The 18,410-nt window shown below is 51.8% G+C and carries 16 protein-coding genes; 6 read left to right on the top strand and 10 right to left on the bottom strand.

Features of this window, described 5'->3' with window-relative positions:
• The first annotated feature begins 263 nt into the window (after nucleotides 1-263).
• Together SynRS9907_RS11795 and SynRS9907_RS11790 are read left to right on the top strand one after the other, a co-directional pair.
• Complete coding sequence (locus SynRS9907_RS11795; protein WP_255445910.1) at nucleotides 264-1,346, top strand: tyrosine-type recombinase/integrase; 1,083 nt, start codon at nucleotides 264-266, stop codon at nucleotides 1,344-1,346.
• 106 nt (nucleotides 1,347-1,452) lie between these two features.
• The gene (locus SynRS9907_RS11790; protein ID WP_188021143.1) at nucleotides 1,453-1,776 is read left to right on the top strand and encodes a hypothetical protein; all 324 of its coding nucleotides are present in this window, start codon (nucleotides 1,453-1,455) and stop codon (nucleotides 1,774-1,776) included.
• A gap of 227 nt (nucleotides 1,777-2,003) precedes the next feature.
• Here the strand turns inward: SynRS9907_RS11790 and SynRS9907_RS11785 are convergent, their stop codons facing one another.
• Nucleotides 2,004-6,668: a lectin-like protein gene (locus SynRS9907_RS11785; protein ID WP_188021142.1), complete on the bottom strand. Its 4,665-nt coding sequence runs from the start codon at nucleotides 6,666-6,668 to the stop codon at nucleotides 2,004-2,006.
• Nucleotides 6,669-7,343: 675 nt separating this feature from the next.
• Between SynRS9907_RS11785 and SynRS9907_RS11780 the strand changes: the two genes are divergently transcribed.
• Together SynRS9907_RS11780 and SynRS9907_RS13960 are read left to right on the top strand one after the other, a co-directional pair.
• Nucleotides 7,344-7,706, top strand: a complete 363-nt coding sequence (locus tag SynRS9907_RS11780; protein ID WP_188021141.1) for a hypothetical protein — start codon at nucleotides 7,344-7,346, stop codon at nucleotides 7,704-7,706.
• A 611-nt stretch (nucleotides 7,707-8,317) separates the two neighbouring features.
• On the top strand, nucleotides 8,318-8,581 hold the full coding sequence (locus tag SynRS9907_RS13960) for a hypothetical protein (protein ID WP_223157664.1): 264 nt from the start codon (nucleotides 8,318-8,320) through the stop codon (nucleotides 8,579-8,581).
• 930 nt (nucleotides 8,582-9,511) lie between these two features.
• Here the strand turns inward: SynRS9907_RS13960 and SynRS9907_RS11770 are convergent.
• Nucleotides 9,512-10,090 (bottom strand): outer membrane protein, encoded by a 579-nt coding sequence (locus SynRS9907_RS11770; RefSeq protein WP_188021139.1) that lies wholly within the window; start codon nucleotides 10,088-10,090, stop codon nucleotides 9,512-9,514.
• A 193-nt stretch (nucleotides 10,091-10,283) separates the two neighbouring features.
• Here SynRS9907_RS11770 and SynRS9907_RS13955 point away from each other — a divergent pair, with 193 nt between their 5' ends.
• On the top strand, nucleotides 10,284-10,673 hold the full coding sequence (locus tag SynRS9907_RS13955; protein WP_223157663.1) for a hypothetical protein: 390 nt from the start codon (nucleotides 10,284-10,286) through the stop codon (nucleotides 10,671-10,673).
• 52 nt (nucleotides 10,674-10,725) lie between these two features.
• On the opposite strand, the gene SynRS9907_RS11765 is transcribed toward SynRS9907_RS13955, so the two are convergent.
• On the bottom strand, nucleotides 10,726-11,181 hold the full coding sequence (locus SynRS9907_RS11765) for a DUF3750 domain-containing protein (RefSeq protein ID WP_188021138.1): 456 nt from the start codon (nucleotides 11,179-11,181) through the stop codon (nucleotides 10,726-10,728).
• Between the two features lie 387 nt (nucleotides 11,182-11,568).
• Here SynRS9907_RS11765 and SynRS9907_RS11760 point away from each other — a divergent pair, with 387 nt between their 5' ends.
• Nucleotides 11,569-11,922 (top strand): hypothetical protein, encoded by a 354-nt coding sequence (locus SynRS9907_RS11760; protein WP_188021137.1) that lies wholly within the window; start codon nucleotides 11,569-11,571, stop codon nucleotides 11,920-11,922.
• Nucleotides 11,923-12,426: 504 nt separating this feature from the next.
• Here SynRS9907_RS11760 and SynRS9907_RS11755 read toward each other — a convergent pair.
• The 7 genes from SynRS9907_RS11755 to SynRS9907_RS11730 form a co-directional block, all read right to left on the bottom strand.
• Nucleotides 12,427-12,573 carry a hypothetical protein gene (locus tag SynRS9907_RS11755; RefSeq protein ID WP_188021136.1) on the bottom strand — a complete coding sequence of 49 codons (147 nt, stop codon included), beginning with the start codon at nucleotides 12,571-12,573 and terminating at the stop codon, nucleotides 12,427-12,429.
• 351 nt (nucleotides 12,574-12,924) lie between these two features.
• Nucleotides 12,925-13,437, bottom strand: coding sequence for an SHOCT domain-containing protein (locus tag SynRS9907_RS11750; RefSeq protein ID WP_223157662.1), 513 nt, complete (start codon nucleotides 13,435-13,437; stop codon nucleotides 12,925-12,927).
• A 31-nt stretch (nucleotides 13,438-13,468) separates the two neighbouring features.
• Nucleotides 13,469-13,924: a hypothetical protein gene (locus tag SynRS9907_RS11745; RefSeq protein ID WP_188021135.1), complete on the bottom strand. Its 456-nt coding sequence runs from the start codon at nucleotides 13,922-13,924 to the stop codon at nucleotides 13,469-13,471.
• Between the two features lie 121 nt (nucleotides 13,925-14,045).
• The gene (locus SynRS9907_RS11740; RefSeq protein ID WP_370586610.1) at nucleotides 14,046-15,914 is read right to left on the bottom strand and encodes a VapE domain-containing protein; all 1,869 of its coding nucleotides are present in this window, start codon (nucleotides 15,912-15,914) and stop codon (nucleotides 14,046-14,048) included.
• 372 nt (nucleotides 15,915-16,286) lie between these two features.
• Nucleotides 16,287-16,661 (bottom strand): hypothetical protein, encoded by a 375-nt coding sequence (locus SynRS9907_RS11735; RefSeq protein WP_188021133.1) that lies wholly within the window; start codon nucleotides 16,659-16,661, stop codon nucleotides 16,287-16,289.
• A 159-nt stretch (nucleotides 16,662-16,820) separates the two neighbouring features.
• Nucleotides 16,821-16,964 (bottom strand): DUF4278 domain-containing protein, encoded by a 144-nt coding sequence (locus SynRS9907_RS14185; RefSeq protein ID WP_370586609.1) that lies wholly within the window; start codon nucleotides 16,962-16,964, stop codon nucleotides 16,821-16,823.
• Nucleotides 16,965-17,033: 69 nt separating this feature from the next.
• The gene (locus SynRS9907_RS11730; protein ID WP_188021132.1) at nucleotides 17,034-18,317 is read right to left on the bottom strand and encodes a hypothetical protein; all 1,284 of its coding nucleotides are present in this window, start codon (nucleotides 18,315-18,317) and stop codon (nucleotides 17,034-17,036) included.
• Nucleotides 18,318-18,410 lie beyond the last annotated feature (93 nt).

The raw sequence follows: 18,410 nt of genomic DNA, 5'->3' as shown, positions 1-18,410 counted from the left end.
TCCTGTCAGAATGACAGGGTCCGGCTTCGTCGGACTAGGTGATCCACACCAGTGTTTCGGACAGCGGTTCGATTCCGCTCAGCTCCATTCCCCCATCTCGGGGCTGCAATGGTTTCGACGGGGCATGAGGAGGGTGACTGAAGCCTGCTCGGTGAGAGCAAACCCGTAACTGCGAACAACATCGTTCGTTTCTCCCGTCAAGCAGCCCCTGTTGCTGCCTGACCCTTTAAGGGAGATGGGGTGAGGTCAGCCTTATCACCCAAATGACTCATGGGGGCTGGAAGGCCCCCTCAAACATTGCCCCAACAGGCGTTTCAGTCATTACGACTGAAGGTGAAAATTCGGCTGACGACAAATCGACGACAAATCTGCCATCGGTCTTGGCAGGTATGGAGCGCCACGAAGCATTGGCGTTTGTCTCGAAGCTCTATGACCACGCCAGAGCTGGACACAGCGTCTGGGGCGACAAGTTGCTGCTGCGCAAATTCCTTGGGCAGTGCAGCCGCACGAACAGTGCTGAGACTCGCAGCGGTTACATGCGCGAGCTGCGGCATTTCACACGTTGGCGCGAGGCCAACTACCCAGATCTGCTGCTTCGACAGATTGATCCCCACGTGATGCAGCAGTGGGTTGATGACCTTCGGCAGCGTGTTGATGCCGGTGATCTGAAGCCCAACAGCTACAACCGCAGAATCTCAGCGGTGTCTGCTTTTTATCGGTGGGCATCGGAGCCAGCGCGTTGCACGACAACTGGTGTCCCAAGGAATCCAGTTCCACCGCGATGCTTGCTTCATGCACCGAAAACGACCAAATCCGTCAGAGAAGAAGACTTGGCAGCACTGCTGTCGGTGATTTCAAGATCTGCTGTCACCAGCCTCAAAGCTCGTCGTGACTATGTGCTGGTTAAGGGCAGTTATCTGCTGGGGTGTCGCGTGAGCGAAATATCGCGGTTGAAATGGGGTGATGTTGAGCGTTTGAGCCATGGCGGCCAAATTCAACTGTTCGGCAAAGGTTCCAAATCAAGAGTGGTCCGCGTTAGCGGCGACACGATGGATTTGTTTGAGTCTCTGGGCCGCGGCGCACCATCCGACTACATCTTCAAAGGGCAACGGCCAGGAACACACCTGACGCGCCAAGCAATCGCGTTTTCAATGCGGAAGTGGGGAAAGCTCGCTGACCTTGAGCTGCACCCACACCGTTTACGGCACAGTCACGCGACACACGCTGTGCGCCGTGGTGTTGACGTGTTCACTCTGCAGAGCACATTGGGGCACGCGTCTTCAGCAACTACTGGTCACTACGTTGCTGCCAACCCCGAAGACAGCAGTTCGCTGCGGCTGGGCTGAGCTTGACTCGTTCATCACGCGAGTCGAACGCGACAGGTTCGTGGCGTGGCACCTGGGCGTGAGCCTGTAGTTCGATTGGGCGAGAATCAAAACCGGAGGTGACACCTTGAAATTCAACTACCTTCCGCCACTCCTGATCTTTGCCATTGCCTGTGTGCTCTTAATCGCACAGCAAAACCAACAGCAACAACAACCAGCAAGCAAACGTTTTATCAAAGGCAACATCCCACTCGAGGAGATCTTTGCCGAATGGAGCACCAAAGGCCTGAAGGGGCCTCGCTACATCTGCTTGTGTACCCAAACTAAATGCGATACACGACCTAGTTGGCCCCAACGATCGTTTGCTAAGGGTGAAGCTATTCCAGTTCTCGGAGACTTCAACAGAAACCGCAAACAACAGATGGGCTTCACGCAATGCTCTCCCCACTGAATCCCTTTGCCTTGAAACCGTCGTAATTGATAATCCGTCTAAAGAATACTTTCTACTGGAAAGATCTGATATCAGAGCGAACAGCTGTCGTCTCCAATTCGGCTGTGTACTCTCGTGGCAGGTGTACCTGAAAACATTGCTTACGGTAGTCAATTAGTTGGGTGAAGATGTGTCCTGATTCTTTGAGTTTTTAAAAAGCCAAGCAGGATAAGCTCAAAGCAGAGACATCAGAATGAAACGATTTCTGCAACAAAGTTTTTCAGTGATTCCATGTCATTGCCAATCAAGTCTTGAATCACACCTGATCTCTGGTCACGCTTTGGATCTTTGTAAGAGAGCAATAGCTCTTGGGTGGTTGGTGACAGTTGTTTTTTCAGTTCAAAGATGACAACTGTATCTTCTTCTTCAATTGTGGTTCCCTTGACTTTCATTCTCTTACCATCAGCTCTCAATTTAATGCGCGAACGCTTGACCTTGCCAGGCGCAATAATCTCGTCAAACTCTAAATAAAGTTGACCATCATCAATATAGGCTTCTTCAAGAATTGGCCCCTGCTCATCAGGAGCTGTGACATCAGGGGCGAAGTTCTTAAACGACGCCAGGTCAGAGCCGTATCCGTCCTGAATCACTCCATCAGCCTGATCACCATTCAAGTCTTTATAAGATATGAGAACATCATCTCCAAACTCAATATTCTTGTTGATGTTGACCTCGATATAACCATCCTCTGGGAAGAGTTCAGCTGAATCGACCTTTGCCTTCTTGTTATTGACCTTGACTTTAAAACGCTTCTTAGAAAGCTTTGTACCACTCAACTGCTCATTAAAATCCAGGGTGATGAGACCATCTTCTGCCTCACCACTGACGAGTTCTAATTTTGATTCCTGAGGCGAAGCATTTTCGACATCTATGTTGAACGAAGCAAGGTCATTGCCATCAATATCTTGAACGACGCCATCGCGTTGATCTCCTTCGGCGTCTGTGTAAATCAGTGTGGCAGTCTCATCAAAGCGAATGAAGCGAGACAGCGTAAGAGTTAACTGCCTTCCATCAGGATCGAGAACTGCATCATCAATAGAAACCTTCCTTCCATTGGCTTTAAATCTAAATGGTGCCAATGATGGACTCGTATCATCCAGTTCCCTATTAAAAGCAACGAGGACTTTATTGCCATCGACCTCAGCAAAAAGCACACCTAATTCTGTTGTTGCACGTTCAGTCTGGTTTTCAACAACCCAATCATTGATAGAGCCTAAGTCATAGCCATCACTGTCCTGAACAACCTCACTTAACTGATCGCCAACAAGGTCTCTATAGCTCAAAGTCACATCTGATTGGCTATCAACAGGTTGATCTAACGTGAGTAGTATTTTGCCTACAGAAGCTCGTTGTTCAATTGATGCAATTACTACTTTTTTACCATCTTCTTTGATGGTCCAAAAGTCTAAACTTGGTGAGTTCTCAGAATCAAGGGGTTTATTGAAATCAAGGGTGAGTACATCTCCATCAATTGTGGCCTCCAAAAGCTCTAGCTTGTCGATCGGCTCTGGCAAGTCATTCACTGATAATTTGAACGACTCTGCATAAGTCAGGCCAGAAGAGTCTGTGGTTTGAAGTCGAATCGAGTAAGAAGACTGCGCTTCAAAGTCTGGTGAACTGTTTATTGTCAGGCGGTTGCCATCAATTGTGAATGCACTGTTATCAGCATCCCCATCACCACTGACCAGTGCATAAGTGAAGGTGTCACCAGCATCGATATCAGCACTGCTTAAGGTGGCAACCGCATTACCACTGGCAATGTTTTCATCAAAGCTTGATGCTGAGACCGTCAGTGCACTCGGTGCTTCATTGATATCATTCACAGAGAATGTGAATGCCTTCTCAAAGGTTAGTCCTCCAGAATCCCGAGTCTGCAGTCGAATCGAATAAGACGACTTGGTTTCAAAATCTGGTGAACCAACAATCTTCAGTTGATCTCCTTGAACAACAAATGCACTGTTATCAGCATCTCCATCACCTTCCACCAATTCGTAGGTGTGGCTATCACTGGAGTCTGAATCAGTACTACTTAGGGTTGCAACTACTGAGCTACTATCAATGTTTTCATCAAAATTAGATGAAGAGACTGTTAATACGGTTGGAGCTTGATTGGTCTCAGTAGATATTTCTCCTTTTGCACTAACGACACTTTCAAATGTGCCATAACCATCCAAATAACTCACCACTCCACGCAATTGCTTGCCGACCTCTGTCGTGGTGAGGGTGTAGGAGTCATCACCATCAGTGGCATCAGCACTGTTCAGCTCAGTCCAGGTGGTGCCGTTGTCTTCAGAGACTTCCCATGAGTATTCATAGGTAGGAGTCCAACCTTCAAAATTATCGGCATCGTCTATGCCTGATGCATCGATGCTTATGGTTTGTCCGACTTTGAAGTCTCCGTTTAGGGTTGGATTTCCCGTAGGCGTGTTGTTGGGGGCTAAAGGGATTTCAGCTAATCCAGTAAAAGCCTGATCAGAATTAGGTGGATTTGATCCAAGATCACCCCATTCACCATTAATATGTCCTAGCTCCAAATATCTGTTATCTAAAAATGAAATGGTTGCGTAGTCCTCTCCATCTTTGTCATACCAACTAGCATTTTCAGGTTGATTCTTTGCCCAGTTGGCAAATATAATTTCTTCACCTGTAGGTGTCAGCCAATATCCCTCTGTAATTTTATCAGTTGCGCCAATCCATAAGGAGAATGTTTCGTTTGCAATTTGATTGGGCGCGGCTAGTGCAGCTTCACTTCGACCTACAGTTTTGAATGTTTCTACGATCCACTCATTCTCCACCGCATCATTAATGGTCACCAAGTGACCGCCGAGAGCAACTGCATTGGCTTCTGCTTCTTCCCAAGTAGGACCTTCAACGATCACATAGGCAGAATCACCACGGCGGATAAAAGGGATTTCGGCGATTCCATTTAATTCGGGTATTTGTTTGTCATAAGCAATATGTGCTTCCAAAAATGTATTATTCCAGTGCACCCCGGCTTCATAGTTGTAAGCACCCTCAGGAGCTTTTATTATTTGAACATAATCTTCAGTTCTGTCCTCTAATGGATAATCATATTCTTCAGGAAGCACATAATTTGAGGGTGCTCCTGGACCCCATGCCTGGAACTCGTAAGTTTCACCTGAACTCCACTTCCACACTCCTTCAATCTCTATATCATTTAACCCTATCCATGCATTCAGCTCCCAATTTTCTTTGCCATAATACTTCTGATTAAAGGCATCAGCCTTATCTCCAAGCCATCTATTTTCTTCTCTTGTGTTAACTGTCACAAGATTTCCGCCTAGCTTTACCGCGTTTGCTTCAGCTTCTGTCCACGAGGGTCCATCGACGATGGCGTAAAGGCTATTGCCACGGACAATCGGATAAGGCTGTTCTATTAATGAGTTATCTGATTCCACCACCTCATTCGTCCCATAACCATCCAAATAACTCACGACACCACGCAGCTCTTTCCCAACTTCGTCTGAGGTGATGGTGTAGGAGTTATCTCCATCAGTGGCATCAGCACTTGTCAGTGCACTCCAGGTGGAGCCATTGTCATTGGAGACTTCCCATGAGTATTCATGTGTAGCAGTCCAGTACTCATGGTTGTCGGCATCAGCTATTGAGGATGCATCGATACTGATGGTTTGTCCAACCTGGAAGTTTCCAGTGAGTTTTGGAGTTCCTGTTGGAGCGTTGTTGGGTGCTAGTGGTATTTCGGCGATTCCGCCGACAATACTTTCTGGGAACAACTCGTTCCTGCTATCGTTCCATTTTGGTGATACCCAGCCGAGATGAAGATAATTTTCTATACCTAATCCGTTACTGGGTTCGCCTATATCCCAATTTGTATATGAGACTTGCTCCCCGCTGCTCCATTCCCAAACTCCTTCTTCTTTTAAATCATTTAAACCTGCCCAATAAAGGTTGGTCTGTGAGCCGTCTAAGCCGTCTCTAACATTGCTAGAGATATCATATTTAAAATGTAGCCACTCATTCTCCTCTGCATCATTAATGGTCACCAAGTGACCGCCGAGAGCAACTGCATTGGCTTCTGCTTCTTCCCAAGTAGGACCTTCAACGATCACATAGGCAGAATCACCGCGGCGGATGAAGGGGATCTCGGCGATGCCTTTTGGATTGGACATGTTGCCATATCCATTATTTCCGGCATCAAACCATTGAAGTGCTCCAAGATATGCATAAAATTCACTGGCGGGAAAATCAGGAAATCCTGGTGCCCAATTGGAGTAAGTTGAATCTTCACCACTTATCCATTTGTAGCCAGAGTTGGAAGACTCTTGGTAATAACCTATCCATTTACCTTTAAAGTCTTTTCTCTCATTTGAAGCTAGCCAAGCATTTTCTACTTGATCATTGATCGTTACGAGATGACCCCCAAGACTTTGAGATTGGTCTTCAGCTTCTGTCCATGAGGGTCCACTGACGATGGTGTAAAGACTGTTGCCACGGATAATCGGATATTTCTGTTCTAATCCAATATTTCCTTGCATTGACGAGTGAGAAGAGCAGTAATACAACAGCTCTTCTGTGTCTGATGCTGAATCAGTAAATTCAATTGTGAAGGACTGATTGCCGGTGATGCCTTGAGATGGGCTGCCATAGCCTGTGATCAGCAGTGCATCAGACGAACCTTGCTTGAATCCGGTGTCGGAGATGTAGAAGGGGTGTGAGGTCGCCTCGTTCAGTCGCCGGAAGGTGTAGCTCTTGCTGGTATCCAGGACGAGGTTTTGCAGCTCCTGACTGCCTGCTGCGTCTGCGTAGAAGCGGTAGTAGGGGGCCTCAAAGCCACCGGCAGAGACCCATAGGTCGATGTTGTGGGCTGACATGCCAGATCAGACCAATAAGAAATTCCTTTATAATACCTTAAGACTTTTGCTCTCTTTTGGAATTGCGGGTTGGGTAATTCATTTTTGATCAAGTTTTACTAGTTAAAGTTGTTTGTTTATCATTATTGGTCGCCCTTTTGTCGATTTAATGAATGCCTTTGCGTTAAAAAATTTTTGCTCATCGTTTTAGTGTAGTTGTCTGGCAATAGATCCAAGCCTTAATGAATTTTCATTTTCCCTTGGCAATTATGATAGCTGGCAACTGTTCTCGCTATGAGGCTGCTCATGCGATATGAGGTTTATTTCTTCCATTTCTGATCACCCTTGCGATCTGCAATGGAGCTATTGGTCAGCTGGCCGCCTACCGTCTGCAGCTTCTTGATTTGATCCTTCTCCTCGCAGTATTGACGTTGTTTTGACCTGTGCTTACGGATAGAATATTGTCAGTTTGTTTTTCTAATAATTCCGCAGATGTTCCTTGTGGCACTCTTGAATGATCAGTCCTGTGCTGCAGCTTCTGTCTGCATCATTGGCAGAAACTATGACATCAATCATTGATGATGGTTGCTTTCCAAGGGTTGCGCCAGACTTGATTCCACCGCAAATGATTCTGATTCATATCCTCCAACGTGATGTCATCAGCAATCATCTTTTAAATGTTGAACCCGACTGGCCATGGGCAAAGCAACCAACGAGACCATAAAAACGCGCGTTGCTGCCCTTAAGGGATTGATCCTTAGCGGCTCTTCCAACAGCACTTGTGTCGAGCATGCGGCACAACAGTGGGGGTTATCGCGTCGTCAGTCGTATCGCTTGCTGAAACGGGCATGGTCTGAAGTCCGCGAAGACGTGCATGCCAGTGGAGTTGATCGTCAGGAAATGGTTTGCTGGACCATTCACCAGTTGATGACCGCTGCCGGTGAAGGCATCAAACATAAGCAGCCGTCTGTCACTGTTGGCGCGTGTCGTCAGCTGGATGCGCTGCTGGGGTTAGGCGTCAACAGCTCACAACGTGCTCGTTATGGCCGGGGACGCTAGTTTGACGCAATGCGTGTTGTGACTGATGAAGTCACTGAAAACATTAATGCAAGGAATATGTGCGACAAATCATTTGTTAAGAATACATTTGCTTTTAGGTGTACTGATGCGCAGGTGCATATCGTGCAATTAGTAGAGTTTTGATTGCTTTGCAATTCAAATTTAGGCGCTGTTTTGTTGGATTGACTGCTTTATCAGTTGCAGCAAGTGTTGCAGCTGCTCCCGCCTGGTCTTTGCCAACATCGACCCCTCAGGGATTTGTTGACTATCTAAATGCTGACAAGAGCGGCTGGAGAGGCGGAGACAAGCTGAAATTCAAATGGCTGAGTGAGTGCTACAAAAAATATAGCTCTAGCGGAAAAGAAAAAGCTTATGTATGCACAAATGGTGTCGTCATTCGTACATCACCAAAGGGGGAAAGGACAAGTTGCAGTGTAAATAGCGTTAAAGTGAATAGAAAGGCAAAAATCAAGCTTACTTACTCCAATTGCAAGTATGAATAAGATTTTGACTAGAGGTAAGCAAAGTATTTTTAGTCTTGAGCTGCTTCTGCGTGATTAATCTCTTTGCAAGCACTCATTTGTTTACTGGCGCAATAACGCTTGCGACCGATGAAATTTTTTCTGCTATTTATTTATATTGTTTTAAGTGCGCCTTTGCAGGCTCGGCCGCAGTTCTTTGGCGAACAGTTAATTGCTGCTGGGGATTGCGAAAACGAGTTGGTTGACGTTGAGAGTGCTTTGCTTTGTCTGGAAAGCTCCCAGGATCGTCAGATTGATCCTGAGAAATACGATTCATTAGGGAAAACTCCCGATCAAAATGAGTCCAGGCACTGCTCAGAAATTAAAGTACTACGCTTCCAAAAAACCTCATAAGTTGCAGGTTGTTTTTAATGAAGCATTGATTGAGCATCTTTTAGGTTTCTATTCACCCGCTCAAATACTCGATATCGCCAAACGAATTGACAGGTTTCAAGATTCGCAGATGGCTCTTGAGGCTTCGCAATTAGCCGAGGAGTATTGATTCGTGGAATCAATGACAGACTCCATAGCGAAGTGCGTTTCAAGACGTGTGATCGCTGATTTGCGAGAATTTATGAATCGCAAATCATTTCTAGACGGCAGAAATAGGGGTGACGATATTTCGACGCTTAGCGGTATTTTGCAGGAAGTTCAGCAATTAAGACGCGAAGTTGAAATCCTGAAGTCTCTTCTGTAATCCTCTCTGGTTTCTCATCATGGCTATCAAACACGGCAACAAGATTTACTATCAGGTCTTGCTGGATCCTGCTAGGGGCAGTCTTCTTGAGTCAATGGCTAATGCCCAATCACTCATAAACAACATCGCTTATCCGCGATATTGTTTATGGGTGGTTGGCTTCTTCAGCCGATTCTGAACTGTTTGAAATATCGTCAAATTATGATGCTGAGGTTTGGAAAAAATCAGTTCAAAATAGGGTGGAGGGTAAGCGTAAAAAAACGGCCTGAAAAAGCGGTTTCGCCTAAGTCTTCCCCCCGTGAGTTATTTCTCGGGGGTGACTTTCCCCCTGTATCCCCCATGCCGCACATTGCTACTCAGTCGTGACACCCTATGGCAGTGTGGCAATAACCATGGTGGCTAAATCACACGGCAGCTGCAAGAGATCCGGCAGGCACTTCAGTCCCTAGAGGACAGCAAGACTGTCACTCTCTAAGGACTTTGTTTTGGTGTGGCCTCTAGGATCAGGTGATAGTCCATAATGCGTGTTGCGACCACAAAAAAAGTGCCCCCCATTGGAGGGCAATTAATTGAATTCTGATTAATTCTCAGAATGCAAAGCGAATTCCTACAGTTGCTCCAAATTCGCCATTTGAATCGTAATCAATGCCGTCGATCTCTTGCTCAGGAGTGAATTCATAGGCGATCTCACCGTAAAGATCGATTTTTTCAGAAGCGGCATAGGCAACTCCTGCAATTGCAGAGAAGCCGTAAGCATTGTCATCGGCGTCATCAGCCCATGAGGTGCCCACGCCCACGCCCACGTAAGGGGTGAACTTGCTGTCGTTGTTGAAGTCGTATTCCAGGTCAAGACCAATTCCCCTGCCATAGCCTGACTCGTCGACGTCGTACTTGACGCCACCCACGGTCACGCTGTCGACATCAGCTGTAGACAAGGTCACTTTGCCTTCGAGACGAATGTTTCCGAAGTCGTAACCAAGACCAACGCCACCGCCAAAGGTTGTGCGGGCGTCGACATCGAAGTCGATTCCGTTGACGTCGCCATCAACATCAGTTCCGAAGCCTGTGCCGATGCCGAGGTTGACATAAGGGCCGGCCATCGCTGGAGACGCGACAGCGGATGCGGCTACTGCAGCTGCAGCAAAAAGTTTGGTGAAGAGTTTCATGGGTTACCACTCACATTGCTTGTTTGTATCAGGCGACATCTGTGCGGGCCTGCCTGACTCGTGCCGGTTTCTGCTTCGTCTCAGAACGTGTCTTTAAGTGTTTGCGCGAAATTCTGGGATGAGCGGGGGCTGCCTGATTTCGGGTCTTATGCCGTTCGCGCATGAAAGGAAGACGTAAAACAGCTTGCGACTGATGAAAAAAGTTTTTCTATTTTTACTTTTTTATTCGCTGGGTTGGTGTGTCCCCGTATTGGCATATGAAGAGGCCATAATTGGTGCACCCACTCGACGTGAGTGGACTGATATGTGGTGTGGTTACCAAGTTGAGAAGGATCACTATGTCAGGCAGCACAGAGGTCCAGAATGCGTAATAGAGATTCGTGGCGACTATTTAGTCGTCAATCGAAGCGGGAAAATTCATAGAGATCAAGTTGTACATCTTTGGGGAGGCGGACCTGGTTTTCTCGTGACTTTCAATGAGGGCGAAGAAATACGCACTATTGCTTTTGGGACTGAGCATGGCAGTAGGAGCGCATCACTTTGGGTCATGCTTAATCTTTGGCTTTATGCGGGTCAGCAATAATTCGGTCTGCTTTCCGTAAAGCTGGTTGCGACTGATGCGGATGAACGTGTCGTCAGAAAAGCTGCTTTCGGTTTGTATTGGTTTGATGTTTGTCTGGCACTGGAAAGTTTCTGCCTATTGCTCTTGAGCAGAGTGTTGTCTTGTCTTGGACTACCCATTGGGCAAATGTGTTGCTGTTCGGCCCAGGCCAGTATCTGTACTCATTGATGAAGGGATAGGTATCTGGAGATGATTCAATTTTCTCGATTATCGATATAGCCTCTTCGTCTATCCACGTTTGAATTAATTGTGATGGCCCGTTGCCAACGCCTTGGTAGGGAGCCAGAAGATTTCTATGAAGGTGGCCCCAGCATGAATTGTTGCAGTGAGCTTCTTGCCATATCTCCCATCTATCGCATTTCTGAAGCTTGTTGCCCTCACCGCTATGAAATACCAGTAGCCAATAGTGATCAGCAATGATTCCTGGGATGCTGGGAATCTTTGCGGCGCGAAGCTCGACTCTGCTCAAGCTTGCCTCCTTAGGGCATTTGTTCTTTTGCGAAGGCTAATTGCTTTAAGAGCTGCTGTCAGTTGCTTTCCGTCGCCCTTAGTGATGACGAGGATAAAAAAAGGGGTCGGTTATTCACCAGTCCCCCTTTCTTTGTTGATTGCCAGGGCATCTCCAACATCTCTATTTTAGTATGGATCAGTGCTTATTTTTTGGTTGTTTTTGATGGGGAATAATCCCCTTGCCAATGATTTCCAGCGATCTCGTGAAGGTCGTAACGGTTCTTGCGTCCACTCACCGGCGTTACCCGGAGACGTTGCCCGAGGTGCTGCCGCTCTTCGCCGCAGTCCTGAAGATGACCCACCGGGAACTGCTCGTTCACCTGTGGGAGGAGGAGGCTGACTGGCCATGGCACGAGCCACCGCAACAGAGACAGCGGACCGGGTTGAACTCCTCGCCGGAATGATCCTGGCCGGGTCCAACAACACCGAATGTCTCGTATATGCGAGACAAGCATGGGGGGTCTCAAGAGCCCAGGGCTACAAGCTCGTGAAGCGGGCGTGGGCACAGATCAAGGACGACATGGACGCCACCGGCATCGACCGGCAGGAGCTGCTGAGCTGGGCCATCCAGACGCTCATCACCGCGTCAGGTCAAGCCATGAAGCAGAAGAACCCCGGCGCTGTGGTGGCCTGCATCCGGCAGCTCGATCACATGACCGGCACCGGATACAACTCTAACCGCGGCCAACTACGGCGTTGAGAGCTCAGATCAGCTTGGAGCGTCCCAGCAGATATCCCGCAACGAGGCCAGTAGCGGCCCCTTGAAATTGCCAAAGCTGCTTCCGGTACTTCCAACCAGCTCGGTCCAGAGCAAGTCCAGCCCAGATGGATGCCGCAATAACCAAAAGCAGGAGAAGGTTTTTCATCTGCTTCTTAGCCGAACTCCCAGGTCACAAGGATTGCCATAGAGGTGAGGACGAGGAAAACCAACCAGTTCCCACCGGCACCGAATGCGAAGATCGCCGCGATGACCGTCGCACCAAGAGCGACCTTTAGGCGGTCATCCATCCTCTGAACTGCGATCTCGCCGATACCGATCAGGGCTGAAAAACCAAATGATCAGCCGGGTGGTGAACCAGGCGAGCAAGACGCCCAGAACTATCGAGACAAGCGCCTCCACAACAAGTATTCAGAGAACATCAGCCGGAGCTGGATGTCCTCAATATGCCGTGCTGATCAAGGGCTGAAGAGCGACCGTTAACGGTCAGTCGCGAACTGGTTCGTCCTTGTCTTTGGTGGCCTCGACCTGAGGCTGAGGTTTGGCTGCCGACTTTGAAGCCAGAGAAGCCTCAAGACGCTGCAGCTGCGCTTCACGCAGAGCGGCGGAAATGCTGAGGGTGTGGTCAGTCATCGATTGGCGTTTCCAAAAGCGGAGGCGCAGGGCCTAGTGCTGTCGAAAGGGGGCCTACAGATCAAAAGACTGATGAACCATAAGGAACTACAGGCAGCTGACTAGCGAGTAGAAGTACTCAGGGTCAGCAACCCCTGACTGCTTACGCCTTTGGACAGATGTGGTGGTGATGCCGCCCCCTGAGTCAATGCGCCAGTCAGCTCATGTATTCAGCTGAACAGTTGAGCCAGAACAGAGTCACTACGGGACGGGCTAAGTCCAGCTACATAAACGACTGATTGCGTCGAAGCCGGGTTGCGGGGGGAACTGCACCCGGCTTTTCCATGCGCAATAGGAGTTACGTCAATTTCTTCAGAGCAACTTCGCTTTGGCTGCGGCGAACTCCTCGTCGCTGAGCAAACCTTTTGCCTTCATCTCCGCGAGCTTTTCAAGCTGCCCTGCAAGGTCATCCCCCGCTGATGGTGCGGATGCCTGGTTTTTGCCCAGTTGAAGTTTCACGTTTGAGAGGAAAGTCTCTGCAACCCCTTTGACGTGACCTCCTTGGATGGGCCCAAGCCCGAAGTTTGAACTGTTCACGGCAACTGTGGTTTTTGCGCCGGATGCAGAGAGATTCACCTCGAGCTTGGCCGGATTTGCAAAGCCCAGCCTGACCTTCTCGTTTGCCACAAAGCTTTGGCCTGCATCCTTTTTCACCAGCATCTGCATCTCGTTCAAGGCGAAACGGCAGGCTTGGGCGGCCGCCTCTAGATCGCAATCAAAAGTCTGTGCATCTTTGTAGGATGACATTGCTTTGCTTTGGTCGCCTTTAGTTGTGCTCAGTGTGGCGACGTAACTCTGATTGCGAAAGAAGGCCCCCAGATCCACTGGGGCGCAGGGGGCCGGTGAAGCGTCGTAATCAGGTTGCGACTGTCAACTGAATTGCGTCGCCTCCTTGTTTTTCGGCGATGGCTCTGGCGCGGGCCTCGGCCTCATCGGACTGTTGTTGGGCGGCCTCCATCTTTTCGTTCATGTCCTCGTGCCACTTGTCGGCCATGTGCTGACCCGCAAGGAACGCCACGGCTTCCGAGGCTTCCTGGAAGGAGACCCCATCCCCGGAGAAGGTGTTGCAGACGTAGTCCCAACAGCACTCGCAGTCGCGCTGCATCGCCGAGAAGGTGCCGCCGAAGGCACGCCAGGTGCCTTCCCCGACATATTCGACTTGTTTCGGCATCTCCTGGTACTCGTCGGTGTACTTGAGGAGGTCCGCTTCCAGCACCTTCAGGTTTTCGCGTTTTGCCTCGTAGAGGTGACGCTCCGCATGGAACCGCTGCGAAGCGGCAAAGAACTGATCGCTGAGTGTTTGCTTGGTCATGGGTAATGAAAGAGATGGTGTGTCCCGCCTGTCCCGTCTTTTTTCTCCAAACAGTTGAAGAAGAGAAGGGAAGAGGGGGGGATGTTTTCTGTGAAATGCCCGGGACACCCGGGACAGCCGCTCACTCGTCTGCCTGTTGGCCGACGTGATCTGGGAAGAACGCCCATTTGCGATCCCGCGATCCACCAATGCGCCGGCGGGTATAGACCCACCCGCATTTGGTCGCGATCTCTTTGATGCGCTTCGCGTTGTCGGGAACCTGCCGGACGGCGGGGATGTCCAGCAGTTCGTAGATCTCCTGGAACGTGACGTAGGGCGTCTGAGCCTTTCGTTTCAGGAAGTCGCCAATCGGCTCCTCCCATGGGTCCGGCATGTCGTAACCGGCGTTCCGTCCAACGATCTGGTCCAGCTCGGCGTCAGTGCTGTAGCTCTGAAACCCGTCCCGGTAAGCAGCCAACGCCCGCCTCCAGAAGGCGTCGCGATCCAGGGAGACCCTGCCCAGCGGCAGCTTCTTGTCGGGTAAGTCGATCAGGCAAAACCGGGTCGATCCCGTTCGATCGGTGAGCGGACTTCTGTTCGCCGTCCCCCAAAACACGGATCTTCTTTGGATCCGTTCGGTGCCCTTGCCGTACTTCCGCCGGCAGATGTCGGTCGTCCTGGAGATGAACGCCTTGAGCCTCTCCGCGCTGGTCTTGCGGGTGAAGCCGTCGAACTCAGCGAACTCAACGGCCCAGCAGTGAGCCATCAGGGTCACGTCGTCGACATCCATGGCCGAACGGATGCCGTCGCCGTACCACTGGTCGCTGAACAGAGCGCGCCCTAGCTCGCTCTTGCCGATGTACTGCTCACCCAACAGGACCGGCACCTGCCGTTGTTGGCACCCGGGCTCAAACACCCGCTGGACCGCCGCCACCGCGTACCGCTGCATGAAGCGCGCAGTGATGGGGTCGTCGATGTTGAAGAGCCATTGGTCCAGCCGCTCCCAGTTCTCTTCCGACAGGGGCTCTGCCTTCAGGTTCCCGAGATAGGCCATCACCGGGTCGAACGGACACTCACCCGCGAGGGTGTTGAACGTGTCCATCGCCAAGGTCTTGGGCCAACTGGACGGGCCACGGCTGAGGAACAGGTAGAGGTTCGACACCTCGTCCTGAGTGAACTCCCGTCCGTGGCAATGGACGAAACGGCTGCGGACGTTGAGCTTCGGGGCATCCCCCAGCTCCTCCTGCATCTTTGCCAGGGCCTCGCCGGCCTGGACCACGCGCTTTTTCCGTAAGTCAGGTTGCGCCTGATGCACCCGGAACAAAGCGGCTTCGCCGACGGCGGTTCGTTTGTCGCCGACGTAGGCCCAGGTCTTGCCCCCCTTGTCGATGGTTTCGCCAACGGCGAGCACCGGCGGTCTCCATCTGGAGCCTTTGTGGCAAAGGATCGCGGCGCCGTCCCCGCTGATCCGACAGTCCGGCTCCGTCCGCCCGCAAATCGGGCATGGGATGCAGTCCCGCCACCCATCGTTCTGCGCCGGCATGTGCCGGCCCGTCAGACCCGGGCCTGACGGGCCGGACTTCTTGATGGTGTTTTGCCATACCTCCCACCAGTCGTCGGGGATCTCTGCGATCTCCGCTGGGGTGCCTTCGAGCCAGAGGTATTCCCCACCGCTGATGCGGTGTTCGCCGGCAACGATGCACTGGCCCGAGTCCCAGAAGATCTCGATGTTTTCACCGGTCTCGGTCTGCATCACCACCTTCCCGGGGAGACCCTCCCAGCGATCTTTCGGCACAAGGAAGAACAACTTGTACCGATGGCGGTTGTTTGCTCTTCCGACCTTCCAGGTGCCGCCGGGATCAGGGTCGGCACCCAGCTCGATCGCTTTGTTGATGGCTTGGATGCCATCAATGTCGACGCTCATAAGCCCACCGGCATCAGGGCCAAGGCGTGTGCCGACACACAGCACCTTTGATCCCATTCCCGCGATCTCCTCGGGGGAATAGGCCATGGATGGCCAGTTGCTTGCTGGATACCCAGTGGCGGGATCCATCGGGGCTTTGAACTTGTCGCCTGCTCCGCATGGGATCAGGGGGAGGCCGGTGAGCTGCGGGAGCAACTCCGACCTCCAATCTGTTGTCACTGACATGGGGCTGCCTCCAGTCAGTGCCGCGGACTGCCGGACGCGCTGAAGGTTTCAACCTCCGCCGCCGGCTGCCGCTTGTGATCCCACAGGCTCTGGAGAGCCTGCTCTTTGTTCCATCGGATCTTCAGTTTCCCGAGTCCGATGTATTGCCAATCCCGGTGCTGCTTAAAGGGACCTCTGGGGTCCCGCTTCATCCGAAGAATGGTCTCTGGACTGAGCTGAGCCGCCTCCGCGACTTCAGCGGTTGTTGACGCAATTGGCATTGCTCTGCTGGCGTCCCGATTCCGTGGACTTGTCTCGGTTGACCTTCTCCAACGCCACCCACTTCTGAACAATTCGCCAGAAGTGCAGACGCTGGGCACGAGTTAGGCGCTCAGCGTTTTGGGGCAGGTCATGGCCGCCCTTGAACACCAGCACCACGCCTTTCTCGCCGAAGCGAACGTGGCACCGCTGCCAGCGCGGTTCTGAAACGTCCCAGCCAGCCCGGAAGGCGAGGTTCACGAAGTGAACGAACTTCTCCCGATGGGGCTCAAGCCATGCGGGGAGCTTCACACCCTTCGTCCCGTGGATGGGGCGGAGGTGTCTTCCGGTGGGGGCGTTGAGGGTGGTCACCCGAAACGATGAAATCAGGGTGGATGGGAATCACCCGCCGAAGCGGTTTAGCGGTGACAACTGGCCGCATATGTTCCTGTCCGAGGGCAACGTAACACCACTGATCGGGATCGTCAGCCAATTTTCCCACCGATGACACTACGGGTGGTGTTACTCCCACTAGAGCTGCTTCTCGTAGTTAACGCCTCGATAAGTGAGGCTCACAACTTTGTTGATCGCCATCTGAGCTTGCAGTCTGTTGAGGATGTACTCCCCCCTCCTGTACTGCATGAGGTGGATGCGCTCAGAACTTTCAGCGACCAACGCTCACCACCGGGAAAGCGGGATGAAAGCACTAATTCGCCCGATGAAATCTGTAGCTGGGCAGGAGCTTCAGCGGGGCAACGGAATCGTGCCGGTCTCGGCTGCGAAGTCCCGGGTCCTCATGCCCAGGGTCATGGTGCGATAGCTGCGCATGTGCACCGCTTCGGAGTGCCCCATCGCGTCGCAGATCGACGCCACCGGCACCCCCTCTCGGTGGCAGCGGATCGAGTAGCTGTCCCTGAAGCTGTATGGCCGCAACCACTGGCTCGGCTTCTGGTTGGCGTATTGCTCCACCAGCTCCGCCCAATAGGTCTGAACCGCCCCGCTGGGCTTGCCGGTCGATCGTGACTTCCGGTGGATGTAGGTGTTAACAGAACTCCCGGAGAGCTTCCGTGCATCGCCATCCCTGCCGGTAGGGAGCAGCAAGGTTCCGTCCGCCATCGCCTGCTCCAGTGGCCACGTCATCGGCTGATCGTTGGCGTCGCGGACGTACATCGCCTCCAGGAATCGGGGCTCGGTTTCCTCTTCGCCGCCGACCTTGCAGTAGTCGCACCAGATGGCTGGCTTGCCGTTTACCGGGTGGGGCCGGCTGCTCAGGTGCTGAAGCTCGATCGGTCGCAATCCAAATTGCGTCAACAGCCTGAACACGTTGCCCCACCTGGGGTTTACGGAATCCGCCAACTCGATCAGGCGCAGCATCTCTGCGTCGGTCAGCACCGCCTTGAGCTTTGGCTTCGCTGCCTTCGGGATCAGTTCGTCCTTGTCGAACTTGCTGATGAGCCACGTCCCCGGGGCGTTGTGCCTGGAGACCGCGAACTGCATAAACAAGCCCAGGTAGCGCCCGCACTCAACCTTCATCGTTGAGGAGCCTTCCCAGTTCTTGAGGGCCGTCTTCAGCAGGCTGTAGCCGTCGTGGACCTTGCCGGTGTTGATGAGCTTCACGGCGTGGTCGATGAATGGCCGCCAGTTCTTCCGGAAGGTGTCGGCGCTGCACTTCTCTGACTGCTGCACCCGGGACGCCTCCAGGGCGTCAGCGATCTGCTCCCACGTCAGCGTGTGATCTGCGCCGGTCTTGTCGCTCTGGCCGGAGATCTCCTTCAGGGCAGCCTTCAACGTCAGGCTCCCGTCGTTCCAGACCCGATACAGCCGCTCGATCCACCTGATCGCGTCGCGGTGGTGAGCCTCGTCCCAAGTCAGTGGCCGCGGCAGCGTGACGGATTCGGCAGGCCGCCCACGCTCTCGAAGGCGCACCACGATCCGATCCCGCACCCGCGACATCCCCCAGCCGTTCCACGGCTCGGTGGTGTCGATCAGCCTCTGCTCCCAGCGGGGGCGCGAGTCACTTGGGGCCAATGTGTTGCCAAAACTGTTGCCAAAAAGATCCTATTCAGTCGTCCTCTGTCGTCAAGGGTTGCCAATAGATCAAGGCAGTGACTATGTTTTGCG

This window comes from Synechococcus sp. RS9907, from assembly GCF_014279615.1.
Taxonomy (GTDB): Bacteria; Cyanobacteriota; Cyanobacteriia; order PCC-6307; family Cyanobiaceae; genus Parasynechococcus.
The sequence above is the reverse complement of the archived record's forward strand: the minus strand, read 5'-3'. Positions and strand labels throughout refer to the sequence as shown.

What these genes read in the sequence shown, in the direction of transcription:
- SynRS9907_RS11770 (WP_188021139.1), bottom strand. Translation starts at nt 10,090, where the DNA reads ATGAAACTCTTCACCAAACTTTTTGCTGCAGCTGCAGTAGCCGCATCC.
- SynRS9907_RS11740 (WP_370586610.1), bottom strand. Translation starts at nt 15,914, where the DNA reads ATGGCCTATTCCCCCGAGGAGATCGCGGGAATGGGATCAAAGGTGCTG.
- SynRS9907_RS11785 (WP_188021142.1), bottom strand. Translation starts at nt 6,668, where the DNA reads ATGTCAGCCCACAACATCGACCTATGGGTCTCTGCCGGTGGCTTTGAG.
- SynRS9907_RS13955 (WP_223157663.1), top strand. Translation starts at nt 10,284, where the DNA reads ATGAAAAAAGTTTTTCTATTTTTACTTTTTTATTCGCTGGGTTGGTGT.
- SynRS9907_RS11795 (WP_255445910.1), top strand. Translation starts at nt 264, where the DNA reads ATGACTCATGGGGGCTGGAAGGCCCCCTCAAACATTGCCCCAACAGGC.
- SynRS9907_RS11755 (WP_188021136.1), bottom strand. Translation starts at nt 12,573, where the DNA reads ATGACTGACCACACCCTCAGCATTTCCGCCGCTCTGCGTGAAGCGCAG.
- SynRS9907_RS11745 (WP_188021135.1), bottom strand. Translation starts at nt 13,924, where the DNA reads ATGACCAAGCAAACACTCAGCGATCAGTTCTTTGCCGCTTCGCAGCGG.
- SynRS9907_RS13960 (WP_223157664.1), top strand. Translation starts at nt 8,318, where the DNA reads ATGAAATTTTTTCTGCTATTTATTTATATTGTTTTAAGTGCGCCTTTG.
- SynRS9907_RS11780 (WP_188021141.1), top strand. Translation starts at nt 7,344, where the DNA reads ATGGGCAAAGCAACCAACGAGACCATAAAAACGCGCGTTGCTGCCCTT.
- SynRS9907_RS11760 (WP_188021137.1), top strand. Translation starts at nt 11,569, where the DNA reads ATGGCACGAGCCACCGCAACAGAGACAGCGGACCGGGTTGAACTCCTC.